General features: G+C 69.6%; 18 protein-coding genes and 1 pseudogene. All 19 read left to right on the forward strand.

All coding sequences use genetic code 11. From position 1 onward, the window contains the following. Positions 1 to 140 precede the first annotated feature (140 nt). The 19 genes and pseudogenes from IE294_RS32180 (at position 141) to IE294_RS32270 (ending at position 14,161) form a co-directional block, all read left to right on the forward strand. Positions 141 to 575, forward strand: coding sequence for a DUF6415 family natural product biosynthesis protein (locus tag IE294_RS32180; protein WP_189891909.1), 435 nt, complete (start codon positions 141 to 143; stop codon positions 573 to 575). Positions 576 to 858: 283 nt separating this feature from the next. Next, on the forward strand, positions 859 to 1,314 hold the full coding sequence (locus IE294_RS32185; RefSeq protein ID WP_189891911.1) for a hypothetical protein: 456 nt from the start codon (positions 859 to 861) through the stop codon (positions 1,312 to 1,314). Then, the gene (locus IE294_RS32190) at positions 1,307 to 2,827 is read left to right on the forward strand and encodes an ATP-binding protein (protein WP_189891913.1); all 1,521 of its coding nucleotides are present in this window, start codon (positions 1,307 to 1,309) and stop codon (positions 2,825 to 2,827) included. Before IE294_RS32185 ends, IE294_RS32190 begins: the two co-directional genes overlap by 8 nt. Positions 2,828 to 2,881: 54 nt before the next feature. Further along, positions 2,882 to 3,304, forward strand: coding sequence for a roadblock/LC7 domain-containing protein (locus IE294_RS32195; RefSeq protein ID WP_189891915.1), 423 nt, complete (start codon positions 2,882 to 2,884; stop codon positions 3,302 to 3,304). A 9-nt stretch (positions 3,305 to 3,313) separates the two neighbouring features. Then, complete coding sequence (locus IE294_RS32200) at positions 3,314 to 3,682, forward strand: DUF742 domain-containing protein (protein WP_189891917.1); 369 nt, start codon at positions 3,314 to 3,316, stop codon at positions 3,680 to 3,682. 31 nt (positions 3,683 to 3,713) lie between these two features. Next, positions 3,714 to 4,286 carry a GTP-binding protein gene (locus tag IE294_RS32205; RefSeq protein WP_268252823.1) on the forward strand — a complete coding sequence of 191 codons (573 nt, stop codon included), beginning with the start codon at positions 3,714 to 3,716 and terminating at the stop codon, positions 4,284 to 4,286. After that, positions 4,283 to 4,810, forward strand: coding sequence for a GAF domain-containing protein (locus IE294_RS32210; RefSeq protein WP_189891918.1), 528 nt, complete (start codon positions 4,283 to 4,285; stop codon positions 4,808 to 4,810). Before IE294_RS32205 ends, IE294_RS32210 begins: the two co-directional genes overlap by 4 nt. A 59-nt stretch (positions 4,811 to 4,869) precedes the next feature. Then, complete coding sequence (locus IE294_RS32215) at positions 4,870 to 6,078, forward strand: acyl-CoA dehydrogenase family protein (protein ID WP_189891920.1); 1,209 nt, start codon at positions 4,870 to 4,872, stop codon at positions 6,076 to 6,078. A gap of 320 nt (positions 6,079 to 6,398) precedes the next feature. Then, on the forward strand, positions 6,399 to 7,217 hold the full coding sequence (locus tag IE294_RS32220) for an SAM-dependent methyltransferase (RefSeq protein WP_189891922.1): 819 nt from the start codon (positions 6,399 to 6,401) through the stop codon (positions 7,215 to 7,217). Positions 7,218 to 7,332: 115 nt separating this feature from the next. Next, on the forward strand, positions 7,333 to 7,593 hold the full coding sequence (locus IE294_RS32225) for a hypothetical protein (protein WP_189891924.1): 261 nt from the start codon (positions 7,333 to 7,335) through the stop codon (positions 7,591 to 7,593). 46 nt (positions 7,594 to 7,639) lie between these two features. Next, positions 7,640 to 8,284, forward strand: coding sequence for a phosphotransferase (locus IE294_RS32230; protein ID WP_189891926.1), 645 nt, complete (start codon positions 7,640 to 7,642; stop codon positions 8,282 to 8,284). A gap of 156 nt (positions 8,285 to 8,440) precedes the next feature. Further along, positions 8,441 to 10,210 (forward strand): annotated as a pseudogene (locus IE294_RS32235) (glycoside hydrolase family 15 protein); the annotation flags it as partial. 208 nt (positions 10,211 to 10,418) lie between these two features. After that, positions 10,419 to 10,694, forward strand: coding sequence for a helix-turn-helix domain-containing protein (locus IE294_RS32240; RefSeq protein ID WP_229917473.1), 276 nt, complete (start codon positions 10,419 to 10,421; stop codon positions 10,692 to 10,694). Positions 10,695 to 10,776: 82 nt separating this feature from the next. Then, positions 10,777 to 11,403 carry a hypothetical protein gene (locus IE294_RS47995; protein WP_229917474.1) on the forward strand — a complete coding sequence of 209 codons (627 nt, stop codon included), beginning with the start codon at positions 10,777 to 10,779 and terminating at the stop codon, positions 11,401 to 11,403. Further along, positions 11,397 to 11,912 carry a hypothetical protein gene (locus IE294_RS32250; RefSeq protein WP_189891932.1) on the forward strand — a complete coding sequence of 172 codons (516 nt, stop codon included), beginning with the start codon at positions 11,397 to 11,399 and terminating at the stop codon, positions 11,910 to 11,912. Before IE294_RS47995 ends, IE294_RS32250 begins: the two co-directional genes overlap by 7 nt. Next, positions 11,909 to 12,439, forward strand: coding sequence for a hypothetical protein (locus tag IE294_RS32255; protein ID WP_189891934.1), 531 nt, complete (start codon positions 11,909 to 11,911; stop codon positions 12,437 to 12,439). Before IE294_RS32250 ends, IE294_RS32255 begins: the two co-directional genes overlap by 4 nt. Next, positions 12,436 to 13,218, forward strand: a complete 783-nt coding sequence (locus IE294_RS32260) for a class I SAM-dependent methyltransferase (protein WP_189891936.1) — start codon at positions 12,436 to 12,438, stop codon at positions 13,216 to 13,218. The genes IE294_RS32255 and IE294_RS32260 overlap by 4 nt, the downstream gene beginning before the upstream one ends. Continuing rightward, a complete protein-coding gene (locus tag IE294_RS32265; protein WP_189891938.1) occupies positions 13,215 to 13,529 on the forward strand; it encodes a hypothetical protein in 315 nt (104 codons plus the stop codon). The genes IE294_RS32260 and IE294_RS32265 overlap by 4 nt, the downstream gene beginning before the upstream one ends. Beyond that, complete coding sequence (locus IE294_RS32270) at positions 13,526 to 14,161, forward strand: helix-turn-helix transcriptional regulator (RefSeq protein WP_189891939.1); 636 nt, start codon at positions 13,526 to 13,528, stop codon at positions 14,159 to 14,161. The genes IE294_RS32265 and IE294_RS32270 overlap by 4 nt, the downstream gene beginning before the upstream one ends. The last annotated feature ends 107 nt before the right edge of the window (positions 14,162 to 14,268 follow it).

The raw sequence follows: 14,268 nt of genomic DNA on the forward strand, positions 1-14,268 counted from the left end.
GCGGCCCATCGGACCGCGGACGCCAGCGGCCGTCTCGTTCACGCCTTTTGTCCTACGGGAGTTTCGTCTTGTCCCTGTCACTTCCTCGCCGTTTAGGGCACCTTTCGAGGTGGCGCTCGGGCGCCCTGCGAGTGTGCCGTGTGAGTCCGGCGCCGACTGCGGCGAGGGATCTCCTCGCGGCAGCAGCGGAGACCGTAGCCCTGGTTCTGGAGGACAACTCGCCGCTGCCGGAGACGTCCACCGATGTCGCAGACCTCGCTGCCCAGCTGCGAGGTCACATCAGCCAGCTCGCCGTGGCCCTGCCCGCCGGGGATCCGGTGGCCATCCGCGCGCAGACGCTCGGCTCGACCGCGGTCCCGGATGGATATGTGTCCAGCCGCGTTCACCTCATGCACCTGGCCGAGGCAACGCAGAGCGTCATCACGGCCGTGCGTGGACGCGGTCCCTTCGCGTGGCCGGCCAGTCGACTGCCCGGTCAGTGGCCGAAGAGGCCGAGCCGTAATACGGTGCGCGTGCTCGTGTTCGCCCTGGCGCTGATCACACTGGTCGTCGCCGCGTCCGTGCCGCGCACATGACGAGCCGACGCCACCGCGCAGACGGCCGTAGCCGGGATGGCTGACGTGACCGTCGCGGGCGCTGTTGTGGCCGCCGTGATCGTCGGTGCCATGGCCGCTCTACTGCTTCTCGCAGATCGACAGGCTCGTGGGCCGGCGAGCCGGAAGCCCGCCCCGGACGACGAACCGCCGCCCGAGCCACCAGCAGGGCAATGAGCAACGGCCTGCCCCGTTACGGCGGCACCAGAACGGCCCCTGTATCCGCAGTTCCCGACGGATTCTGTCCGTCCTGACCGGAGAGCTGATGACTCCCCTTCTGAGCACGCGCCACCTGTGGCAGCTGGGCTTTGCCGAGATACCCCGTCCTCTTGCGCTGCCGCGCGACTACGACGTCGTTCGGGTCGGGATGGGACTCGGTCTGACCGCGATCGAGATGATGATCGACCAGGGCCATCACGTCGGGCCGCTGCTGTGCTGCATCCAGCACCACAAACTGCTCGTGCCGGTCAGGGCCGGAACCGCCCACTGGTGGGGAGCGCCGCATTCGGACTGCGGGCGCGGGCCCGCGCAGCGGTGCGAGACGTGCGGAGGCTTGGCGGCCTGCCGCAGCCGCCTGTGGATGCTGCCAGCCGGGCCGTTGGCAGCCGCGACTACGGAGCCGGGAGCGCTGCATCACCACCTCAGCCAGATGCGTTCCCGGTTGCGGGACGTCTCCAGCCAGCCCCAGGGAGCACGTGTTCGGGAGACCTGTCATGTCTGATCACGCCGCTCCGGTCACGGCCCGGTCCAGCCGACGGCGTGGCGCTCACGCCAGTGCCAACGCACGTCCCGCCCCCGCGTTCACCGCCAGCTGCCTCACGGCCTGCACGCTGGGCGGCGGGTGGCTACTCGACCGGCTGGAGGTAGTGCCCGCGCCGGCAGCTGTGATGGCGGCAGGCGCTGTCACCGGGAGCCTGCTGTGGTGGAGTGCGGTTCGCTCGATCAGCGCCCGCAGGGGTACGGCGCGGCTTCGGGCCGAGCACGAGGCCAGCCTGCAGAAGGCGGAAGGCGGCCTGCGGGCGCTCGGGGACGTCATGGTCGCTGTCGAGAAGGGCAGGGAGACCATTCGCTGGGCGAGTTCGCAGGTGGAGAAGGGTGAAGTGCCCACCGGTCTGCGGCCACCGACGGTGTACCCGCGCACGGGCGATGCGCGGCTGGACGCGGTGAACGTGGTCAAGGAGACACTGGAGGAGTCCTGGCAGGCTGTGATGAAAGCGGCCACGCATCAGCGCCGCATGCTCAATGACCGGGCGGAGCTCGCCGAGGTCTTCACATCGATCGCTCCGCGTCTACAGAGCCTGGTCAACCGCAGCATCGCCGCGATCACCGAGGCCGAGCGGACCATCGAGGATCCGGAACTTCTGGATGCAGTGTTCCGGGTGGATCACCTGCTGACTCAGATCCGGCGCGACGCGGAAAGCCTCGCGGTCCTGGGCGGCTCGGCTCCTTCCCGCGACAGCGCGGCCGTCCTGGTGGTGACCGCGGTCCGGCGGGCCGTCGCGGAGATCCCCGAGTACGCGCGGGTCCGCGTAGGGCCGACGGGCCAGCGCGCGGCGGTGCCCGGCTACGTCAGCCCGAACCTCGTGCATCTGCTCGCCGCGTTGATGGAGAACGCCACCGACTTCTCTCACGACAAGGTCGAGGTGTTCATCCACCAGGCAGGTACGGGTATCGCCATCGAGGTACTCGACCGCGGCACCGGGATGTCGCAGGAGAAACGGGAGGCAGTCAACCGTCTTCTGGCAGCCCCGGAGACAGAGGATCTCCGCGTTCGGCTGCGTGAGGGGAAGATCGGTCTGCTGGTAGCCGCGCAGCTGGCCCGGCGCCATGGGATCACCATCGAGCTGGGTCCCAACATCGTCGGTGGCACCCGGGCCGTCGTGGTCATCCCACCGAACCTGCTCGTCTCCGCGGACGTACCGTCCGACACTTCGCTGTCTCCCAGGCCACGCCCGTTCGTCCCGGCCGCGCCCTCGCAGCAAGGCCACGCCTCGCCCCCCGCCGAGGCCGCCGCGCAGCGGCGCCGGAGTCTGCCCTCTCGTTCCACCGGTGAGGCCACGGTCCCGGTCGGGCAGGACGGCAAACGGGCGCTACCGCGGCGTAGCGCGGCGAACACACGTGTGCCGCCCGCGTCGACACAGGCACCCGCCGGCCATCCGACGAGCAACCTGATGGCGGACTTCCAGCGGTCCCAAACGCACGGACAGCAGTCCGCGCCGCCGTCCGGCACCTGACCCCCGCCTCCTGCCCCTTCTTCCGGCCTTCGTACAGACATAGGAGAGAAAGTCATGCAGAGCGTCACCTCCCCGCGTGAGCAGCTGAGCGGCCTGCTGGACCAGCTCATCGACAAGATTCCCGGCGCCTTGCACGCCCTGTTGGCCTCGGGTGACGGGCTGAAGATGGCCTGGACCCAGCAGCCGGTTGACGACGCCGACACGCTCGCTGCGACGGTGGCAGCCCTGTACTCGCTGTGCCGTCGGCCGTTCGCCGCGGCTGACGGCGGAATGCGTCAGGTCGTTGCCGAGCACGATGCCGGCTACCTCTTCGTCATGAGCGCCGGTGCGTCGTTCACCAGCGCTCAGGCGGTGGGCACCGTGCTGGCCGTCGTGGCCACCGCGGATGCCGACCCGGGACAGGTCGGTCACGAGATGGCGCAGTTCATCAGGGGCCTGGACGAGCACCTCGTCGTCGGCGCCCGCACCCGGTCGTAGGGGCCTGTGGTGACGCCGGACAGCAGCTGGTCCGACAGTTCCTTACGGGACGTACGCCCCTACACCCTCACAGGGGGACGAACCAGCTCACCGCACCCGCTGGATCTCACCACCTGTCTCCTCGCCCGCCCCTCTGCCCGTTCGCTGTCCGGGCTGAGCCCGGAGAGCGAGTCGCTGCTGGTGCACTGCAGCGGCACCATGCGCTCCATCGCCGAGATCGCCGGGCTGCTCCAGCAGCCGGCCCAGATCGTGAAGGTCCTGGTCGGGGACCTCCTCGACTGCGACGCGCTGGAACTGGCCAACCCTGTCAGCTCTGCCAGGGGAATTGTCGACACAGAACTCCTGGAGGCACTGCTTGAAGGCCTGCAAAGGCTCTGACCTCGCGCCCCGGCGGGGCGCGCGCGTTCCCGTGGCCGAGCTGAAGATCGTGATCGCCGGCGGTTTCGGCGTCGGCAAAACCACGATGGTGGCAACCCTCAGCGAGATCCCGCCGCTGACGACCGAGGAGGTCCTCACCTCCGCCGGCGAGGGCGTCGACGATCTCCACGGCGTGGAGCGCAAGATCACCACGACCGTGGCCATGGACTTCGGCCGGATCACCTTCCTCAGCCCGGACCGGACCATGATCCTGTTCCTGTTCGGCACACCGGGCCAGGAACGCTTCTGGTTCACCTGGGACGAACTTTCCCGCGGCGCGGTCGGCGCGGTCGTGCTGGCAGACACACGGCGTCTGGAGGACTCCTTCGCCGCGGTCGGCTACTTCGAGGAGCAGGCCCTTCCCTTTCTGGTGGCCGTCAACGAGTTCGACGGTGCTGACCGCTACGAACCCGACGAGGTCCGCGAGGCCCTCGAACTGGGCCCGGACGTCCCCGTGACCCCGTGCGATGTCCGCCAGCGAGCCTCTGCCAAAGGCGTCCTGATCACGCTCGTCAGACACAGTCTCAACCGCCGCCGCCCCTTGATGACCGGAGCCCCCGCATGACCCTTCCCGCCAACACCCCGCACCTCGCCGGGCAGCACCCCGACCACGAGGCCCTGCTGCATGCCTTCCGCCTCACCGGCCCGGACGCCCAACTCGACGCCTTCGCCACGCAGCTGGCACAGGAGGCCGATGCGCCCTACGCCATGGTCAACATCTTCGGCGCCAAGCAGCAGTTCTTCGGCCTGCACACACCCCACGGTGACAGCGACCTGGCGGCCGTCGGGCGCACCATGCCCCTGGACCACGGCTTCTGCCCCGAGGTGGTCCGCCTCAAGATCCCCCGGGTTCTGCCCGACGTGTTCTCCAACCCGCGCTCTGCGGGCAATCCGGTGACCGACCTGCTCGGGATCCGCACCTACGCCGGTGCCCCCCTCCTCCACAACGACACCGTCCTCGGCACCGTCTGCTTCGTGGGTCTGGAGCCGCGGGACCTGAAATCCGGCCGCGCCTCTCTCGAACTCATCAAACGCCACCGCGACCAGGTCATGGACTTCCTGCACCAGCGCGCCGGCATCACCCCGTAGCCGACGCCGTCCACCTCGCCGCACACCACGAGTGACCACCAGGGAGGGGAGCCCACACGATGTCCGACCACTACCTCACCGAGCAGCATCATCAGCTTCGGGCGGAAGTCCGCACGTTCGCGCAGTCCGCGGTCGCGCCCCGGGTCGCGGCCATGGAGCGGACCAGGGAAGTCGAGACCGGCCTCGTCAGACAAGCCGCCAGGCGGGGGTGGATCGGTGCCACCATCGGCGAGGAGTACGGCGGCATGGGCGCAGGTCACCTCGCCAAGGCGATCATCGACGAGGAGCTGTCCCTTGTCAGCGCGGCCGTGGGGGCCGCGGTCCAGGCATCCCAGCTCGGTACCGCCATGATCATCCACTACGGCAGTGAGCAGCAAAAGCGCATGTGGCTGCCCCGGATCGCCGCGGGCGAGTGCCTGCCCACGATCGCCGTCACCGAGCCCGGATCCGGCAGCCATGTGCTGGGCATGGAGATGACGGCACGCCGGGAGGGACGCCACTACGTCCTCAACGGCCGCAAGGTGTACGTCGGCAACTCCCACATCGCTGACCTGCACGGAGTCGTCGCCCGCACCGGCGAAGGCTCCCGGGGCCTTTCCGCATTCCTCGTCGAAGCCGGGCGCCCCGGCCTGACCCTGTCCGCCCCCGCTGGCACGCTCGGCCTGCACGGGTTCTCCTTCGGCGAGCTGCACTTCCAGGACTGCCGGATCCCGGTCGGCAACCGGCTGGGGGCGGAGGGAGACGGCCGGGACATCGCCGACTCCTCCAGCGTCCTGTACGGGCGCCCCAACCTGGCCGCGGTCGCCCTCGGCATCCACCAGGCGATCCTGGACCAGACCACCGAGTTCGCCAGCGAGCGCATCCGCTACGGTCGCCTCCTGGCCGAACTGCCCAACATCAAGCTGAAGCTGGGGCAGATCCAGTCCCGGGTCATGACCGCTCGGCTGGCGGTGTACCACGCCACACACCTGCTCGACATCGGCGAAGGCGACGACGCCGCGCTGTTCAACACCAAGCTGACCGGCGCAGAACTCCTCCTGGACTCGGCCCGGGCGGCGATGGAGATCCACGCCGCCGTCGGCCTGACGACCGGCACACCCATCGAACGCTACCTGCGCGACGCCCACCACATACCGGCCCCGGCCGGCACCCCCGACGTCCAGGCGCTGCGCCTGGCCGAGGTAGCCCTCGGCACGAGCAAGAGCCAGTGGGCGCAGCGACTGGCTTCCGTGCTCTGCGTCAAGCCGGCTGTCACCGCACCGGTTTGACCTCGGCATCCGCTCCGAGCTGGGTTCTCCCGCATGTCGGCCGCTGAGGGCTCTTCCTGGCCCAGGGGTCGACGATCCCCTGACCCCTGGGCCGCGTCCGCCGCTGAGCGGGGGTCACACCCGCCGCACCACCGCTGTCACGCACACACAAGGACTCGCACATGCCCGACCCGCACTCCCAGCGCCCGGCCCGGCCGGCCACTCCACCGCAGCCGCCTGCCCACGACACCGCCCAGCACGTGCTGCACCCACCTGCGGACGACACCGCTTCCCGGACGGCTGTGCCTGCCGATACCTCGTGGAAGCAGGACCGTGGCCCGTTGGATACCTCCGTCCCCTGTGAACCCCGCGTCTACGACTACTTCCTCAACGGGGCCGATAACTACCGCGTGGACCGGCTTCTCGCCGAGCGTCTGTTGAAGGTGGCCCCCTGGCTGCGTGCGCTGGCCTGGGTCAACCGCCTGCACGGCCTGGCCACGGTCAACTACCTGGCCCGGGGCGGCATCACCCAGTTCCTCGACCTCGGCTGCGGCCTGCCCCGCACCCACCACGAGGGCGGCAACACCCATGAGGCCGCTGAACAGGTGGCCTCAGGCGTCTACACCGTCTACGTCGACCGGGACCGAAGTGCCTACGGTCATACCCGCGTTCTACTGGAGGACCGCCGGCAGGCGGTGGTGCGTGAGGACATCACAGACGTTGCAGCGCTCTTCGCCGCGTCAGCGGTACGGGCCTTCGACTACAACCGGCCGATCGCCGTCCTGCTCCACGACGTCCTTGCGTGGATCGACGACGTCGGCGCCGCGCAGCTGTTGTCCGGGCTGCAGGCCTGGCTGCCCGCCGGCAGCGTGATCTCCCTCACCCATGCCGTGATCGACACGCACCCGGACGTCATGGCACGTCTCACCGAGATCTACCACGAGGACGACATCGCGTTTCGGCCCCGCAGCCGGGACACCATCGCCCGGCTCCTTGGGCCCTGGCCCCTGCTCAAACCCGGCCTGGTCCCCACCAGCCAGTGGCACTCCCCGAACCCGCACGCCGCTCTGGACCCGTCCCTCACGACCTCCTGCGCCGCAGTCGCCATCCATCCCTCCCCCGCCCCTCGCCTGCCCGACGACCCCGCACATCCCGTGTAGGCAGGCCGTCGCCGGACTACGAACCGCCACCCGGCGTTCCAGACGACTGGGGGATTCACCACCACGAACCGGGACCGCGGTCCCTACCACCCCTATGCCCGCATTGGAGCAGTGCATGACCAAGCCGACGACGTCCTCGGTGACTTGTCCAGCCGTAACGCCCCGGACCAGCAGCGAACTGCTGGAAATGCGGCTGCCGGACGACGTCCAGGAGCGGCTGCGCGCACAAGCCGAACACGGCGCCGCCCTCCTCGGTGTCGTGCCCGACGGCACCGAGTGTGTGGGGGTGGCAGGGCAGTTGCCTCTCCTTGCCGGTGCTGGACACATCCAGCGGCGCGCATCTGTGGATGAAGCTACGGTCGCGGCCGGCCGCTGACCCGGTTCCGGTGCGGTGGTCGGGTGTCGCCACCGCGGAGCGGTTCGTGGCCGCCCTGCCCGTCCTCCGGCCGGTGCTGATGAGGCAAGAGGGCTGGAGCTGCGGCGACTGGGTCTACCAGGTCGAGCTGACCTCCCGGATTCCGGTGCAGTCTTTCAGCCCGAACCGGGCGGCCCCTGAGTGGGTGGCCGACCTGCCGGCAGCCTGGTGGGCTGGCCTTCGTGCCGCACTCGACGGTATCCAAAGGCTGGCGTCAGCCGGGCTGGCGAGCGCTCACTGGCTGGAAGCGGCAGTCCGCTCGGTGGGAGCCGTCGATGCGGCGCCATGGGCTCCGTCGCACGGCGACGTGTGCTGGGCGAACCTCGCAGCGGTCGGCGATCGGGCTGTGCTGTTCGACTGGGAGGACTTCGGACGCGCCCCTCGCTTCACCGACGTCGCCGTCCTCCTCCTCTCCAGCCTGGACACTCCCGATGTAGCCGCCCGCGTCAGGGCGCACTTCAGCGACCAACTCGATTCACCGGATGGGCTTTACGCCCAGGTGGTGGTCGCCGCGCACTGGGCCAGGCGATTCAAGGCCGGTGAGCACGTGGACCTCGCACCGGCCCTGCGAGCGCACATGCGCATGGTCGAAGAACGGGCGTCGCGAACAGGGACCCAAGGCGGAGCCACCGGCCGGTGCGCGCCCTGTTGACACTCGCCTACGGGCCGCAGGAGGCCGAGGGCACCGCCTGGAGCCTGGTGCGTGCCGCCGCGCCGGCCAGCATCCGGTCGCTCCGAAGGCCTACGCCCTGAACCACCCGTACACCACACACGAGCCGCACTACGCCACATGAACGGATTCATCGCTATGCCTCACCGTATCGAGGACTACGCGCTCATCGGGAACATGCAGACTGGTGCCCTGGTTGGCCCGGACGGCACAACAGACTGGCTGTGCCTGCCCCGCTTCGACTCGCCCGCCGTCTTCGCCGGCCTTCTGGGCACCGAACAGCACGGCTTCTGGCGGATCGGCCCCGCACACGCCGAAGGCACCCGGCCCCCGACCGCCGACCGCCGCCGCTACCGGGGGAAGTCGCTCATCCTGGAATCGGAATGGGATGTTCCCGGGCAGGGCACCGTGCGTGTCACCGACCTCATGCCTAACGGCGACGGTGCGCCGCAGCTGGTCCGGATCGTCGAGGGCCTTGCGGGCCAGGTACGGACGCGGTCCGTGCTGCATGCGACCGTCCACTACGGGCAGGGCATCGCCGCCCAACGCGCGAGGCAGGGCCGCGCCGTCTTCTCGGCCACTGACGGCCGGCTCTGGCTGGACACCAGCCCCGACGTCGGCGCAGGGGCCGGCGGCGACTTCACGATCGGCGAGGGTGACAGTGTCACCTTCGCTCTCACCTGGCAGCCCGGCACGGCCGCGGCGCCGATGCCGCCCGACGCACGCGACGCTCTGCTGCGCACGGAGGCGTACTGGCAGACCTGGGCGGCCCAGTCGACCTACCGGGGCTGCTACGCGGAAGCGGTGACCCGCTCGGCACTCACCCTCAAGGCGCTCACCTACGCGCCGACCGGCGGCATCGTCGCCGCACTGACCACGTCCCTGCCGGAAGACATCGGCGGTGTGCGCAACTGGGACTACCGCTACAGCTGGCTGCGCGACTCCGCCATGACGGTGATCGCACTGGTGTCCCTCGGCTATCTGGACGAGGCCCGCGCCTGGCGGAAGTGGCTGCTGCGCACGATCGCCGGCGACCTGGACGGCCTGCAGATCATGTACGGCGTCACCGGCGAGCGCGACCTCGCGGAACACCAACTGGACTGGCTGCCGGGGTATGAGAATTCCGGACCGGTCCGCATCGGCAACGGCGCCGCCACCCAACTCCAGCTCGACGTGTACGGCGAGGTCATCGAAGCCCTCCACCAGGCACGCCTGGCCGGCCTCGAACCCGACCCGGAAGCGACCGAGCTGCAACTGCAGTTCGTGGCCCACCTGGAGAAGCGCTGGATGTATCCCGACGAGGGCATCTGGGAGGTGCGCGGCCGACGCCGGCACTTCGTGCACTCCAAGATCATGGCCTGGGTGGCCGTCGACCGCGCCATCAAGCTGATCGAGTGCGGCGACGCCGACGGACCACTGCAGCGATGGCGCGAGCTGCGCGACACGATCCAGCGCGAGGTGTGCGAGAAGGGCTACGACCCAGAGCGCAACACCTTCACCCAGTCCTACGGCTCCCAGGAGCTGGACGCCTCCCTGCTGCTCATCCCGCAGATGGGCTTCCTGCCGCCGGACGACAAGCGCGTGATCGGCACCATCGAGGCCATCCAGCGCGAGCTGTCCACCCCGGACGGATTCATCCAGCGCTACCACACGGAGGGCTGTGGCACAGGCGTCGACGGCCTACCCGGCGACGAGGGCGCCTTCCTGCTGTGCTCGTTCTGGATGGCAGAAGACCTGGCGATGATCGGCCGAGAGGACGAGGCCCGCAAGCTGTTCGAGGAGCTCCTCGCCCTGCGCAGTGACCTGGGGCTGCTCGCGGAGGAGTGGGATGCACGTCTACAACGGCAGGTCGGCAACTACCCGCAGGCGTTCAGCCACATCGGCCTGATCCTCGCCGCTCTGCGGATTCTGACTCATGACCCTCTGCCCCTGCCCGGCCAGCGGAGCACGGAATCGGACCTCGCACCGGCCCGACCCTACGGGTCGGCCGCTACAGCCCGGTCGAACCGCACCAAGACCCCGCTCACGCCCGCGCCCCTCCTCCGGGCCTGCTACGGCTTCCTCGCCCTAGTCCACACGGTAACCACCATCTGACACGAATCCGGACGGAGTAGCCATGATCAGCGCCAAGACCACGACCGAGCCCACGGACAGAGCGCCTGTTCCCTCGGCGAGCGGTCGACTTGGCCTGCGCCAGATCCCGAAGGGCCGCCGGCTGACGGGGCAAGACGCCATCACGTTCGCCACATACGTGATCAAGGCCTATAGGACGAAGTCCATCCGCAGCATCAGCGCGGAGACGGGCCGCTCCTATGGGGCGATCCACCGCATACTGACGATCAGCGGTGTCACCATGCGGCCCAGGGGACGCACTCAGGCGGACGCTTCATGACCAGCCTCGCCCACGCCGGCATCATCCACGACCTGATCCGCCTCCTGCACCAGAACAGTGCGACCCCGGGAAAGACAAGCCGATGAGCGCTGAATTACTCGCCGGGCCCCCGTACGAGGCACGCCCGCTGTCTACCTACTCCCAGCGGGCCGAGGCCGACGCCGTTGTCCGGCACCGCATCGGCTGGCTCGTCCTACGCAACCTTCCCTGCGACTTCCGGGCCCCCGCCTGCTACTTGGCCCCCGACAGGCTGACCGAACCGGTGGGTCTGTCCGAGGACGATGCGCTCATCGGGTGCCTGCTGCTGCACCGCAGCCCTGACCTGCGGCATTGGGGACCACGGGCACGTGGGCAGAGTCCGCTGATCACCCACGCACACAGCATCCCCGGGGCGGCTAACGTGGGTCGGCTGATGACTCTGTGGGCAACGGACTTCGCCGCCCGTCTCGGCGTGCCCTGTGTGCGGGCGGAGATCCCGGGCTGCCCCCAGGACGCGTCGGATCCGGGCGGACGCCTGCTGCGCCACGCGGAGAATCTGGGCTGGGAGAACCGCGGTTACGGCGCCGGGTGGTGCAATCAGGGACAGCGGGTGGCCCGTGTCGAGATACCGGCCGAGCCGCGGCCCGGTCTCGGCCACCTGATCCGCTGCACCGTTCTCCTCGACCAGGCAGCCACCGTTTCCGCGGCGACCGGTGACGGCGCATGCTGAGCACCCTCCTGGCCACGCCCGCCGAAGCGGCCGAACGCATGCTGGGACACACGCGCACGCCGCCCTGGCCGCCGGATCCGAGCGAGGAGGCCTCCACCGTCCTCGGCCAAGCCTGGCGCAGCTCAACACCTTCACCAATGCGGACCGGTAGGGAGTTCGACCTGGTGCGCGTCGACGAGACGCTCGGACACCTCGTACTGCACTCCATGCGCGTTCGTGGCGTACGCTGCGGCGCCGTCTTCTCGGATCACGGCAGCTGGCACTTCTTCGTCCCGCCTGGCTCCGCCGTCCTGCCGCCCGGGATGGGCTGGCCGCAGGCCGTCGCCTACCTGACCGGCCAGCATGTGACCATCCCTGGCCGAGGCGCTCGCGCCGCAGACGGGACACCGCTGCACTGGATCACCCGTGACCCCCCTGGCCACCTTTTCACTGCCCCCATTCCCTTCTGGGCAGCTTTATGTGCCTTCACCGTCAGACCGGACACATTCATTAAAGGCATGGAAAAATGACCACGCTCACCGTCATCGACGAAACCGGCAGCACTACGGCCCGGCCGCCGGAGCCGACCGTGGGTGAGCGCATCTTCACGCTCGACGAACTCACCGGTGTCCGCTCGCGGTGCGGCTGTCTGGCATGCAATCTCAGCGCGGTGTTCGCCGAGCACCTCACCACCCTGCGTACCGGCTATCCCGGCACCGTCACCACGCTCGGACACCGCGGGGCCGCGCGCGGGATGACCGCCGTGCCGCACTTGCTCGCCGTACGCCTGGGCGACGCGCTCGTGGACGTCGTGGTGTGGGAGGAGATGCGCCCGGACCAGCTGAGGGCCTGGCTCCCGGCCACCGACGTCCAAGCCCGGGTCCCGCTGCTGGCCGGCCGCCTCTCGGACCTGGTCCGCATCCGCCGGGCCATACGCGCGGGCACGTTCACTCCCTCGGGGCCGGCGGGCGCCGCCTTGTCCAGCGGCGGCGGTTACCCATCGTTCCGTTTCTTCGTCGAGCACTGGCCCACCCTCGAAGAGGAGTTCATCCTATGACCGCTGCTTCCTCCGACTTCGCTGCCGTCGGCACCGGCTACGCCGCCTACTCCCGCGGCGGCCGCGGCCGACTGCGGCACGACATCACCGCCCGCCGTGTCCTGGCCGAGCTCGGCGACCGCCCCGCCCGGGTCCTGGACGTCGGCTGCGGCGACGGGGAGATGGTGCTGCGCCTGGCCGCAGCCGGACACCTCGTGTCCGGCGTGGAGAAGTCGCCCGGCATGCTCGACTCCGCCGCCGAACGCGTCGCCGCCGTCCCCGAGATCGCCGAGCGCGTGACGCTGGCCGAGGGCGACATCTACCACCTGCCGTTCGACGGCGCCTCCTTCGACGTGGTCGTCTGCCACGGCGTCGTGATGTACCTGGCCGACTCCGTCGCCCCCATCGCCCACCTGTCCCGGCTCGTTGCCCCCGGCGGCATCCTCAGCGTCCTGACGAAGAACCAGCTCGCCGTGGACGTGCGCGAGGCCCTGTCCGGCGACTACGCGTCGGCCCGGTTGCAGATCGAGAGCGGGCAGGTCGCCAGCGCTGGCAACCTCGGTATCACCACCCGCGGCGACACGCCCGACCACCTGGACGACCTCGCCCGGGCCAACGGGCTCACGCCGCTGCCGTGGCAGGGTGTGCGGATCTTCCACGACCACCGGAAGGACTGGACGCCCTCCGAGGAGGAGTACCAGGCGGCGCTCGAGACGGAGTGGGCCGCCTCCAGCCGCAGCCCGTACCGCGAGCTGGGCCGCCTGGTGCACGCCGTGGCCCGCCGCGAGGCCACCTCGTGACCGCGAGCACGGCCATCACCATCGGCCACCTCGCCCGGTCCCTTGAGGCGCAGGCGGGGCAGCCGATGCCGGCCCGCGTCCTGAGCGACACGGTCGCCGACCCATGGTGGACCGCGCCCCGTGTCGTGCACCGGTGGCAGGAGCCGCCCGGGACGCTGGTGCAGCCCCGGCTGCCGTTCGGCGGCATCGCCGCCCGCCCAAGCGGGCCCGCCCCGACGAGCGAGGGGCCACAGATGACGCTGAAGGCCGTCGAACGAGGCGCTTATCTGGTCCCTCCCCCCACTGGCAACCGCGCCCGAAAGACGTCATGAGCACATCCAGGATCAAAGTCGCCGTACACGCCGAGGACCCGATCTCCCGTGCAGGAGTGGTCGGTCAGCTGCGCGTGCAGCCCGAGCTGAGACTGCTCGATGATGACGAGCTCGACAGAGAGAACCCCGATGTGGTGGTGCTCGTCGTGGACGAGGTCGACGAGAATGTGATCCAGCAGATGCGGCGCATCCAGCGCTCCATTCAGTCCCGGATTCTTCTCGTGCCAAGGCGCATCGACACGCAGCAGCTCTTCGACGCCGCGGAGTGCGGCGTCACCGGGGTCGTCCGCCGCTTGGATGCGACCGCGGATAAGCTCACCCGGGCCATAACGAGGGTCGCCCGCGGAGGCGGTGATTTGCCCGAGGATCTGGTCGCTCAGCTCATGGGAACGGTCAGCCGCCTCCAAAGCGAGGTCCTCGGACCCCAGGGGCTGCTCGCGACCGGTATGTCTCAGCGCGAAGTAGACATCCTCAAGCTGGTCGCCGCAGGGTTTGATACAGCGGAGATCGCCGCCAAGCTCTCCTACTCCGAACGCTGGATCAAGAAGCTGCTGAACGACATCTACACCCGGCTCCACCTGCGCAACCGCAGTCATGCCGTCGCGTATGCGATGAGACATGGACTCATATGACGGGCTCATCGGCGTACACGGCCGCGGCCATCGACACCACCGTCCTCGGCATCGCCGACTGCGTAGAGGCAGATCGGCAGCGGACCGCGCTCGTCACGCGGATGCGG

The organism is Streptomyces canarius, assembly GCF_014650735.1.
Lineage (GTDB): Bacteria > Actinomycetota > Actinomycetes > Streptomycetales > Streptomycetaceae > Streptomyces > Streptomyces olivaceoviridis.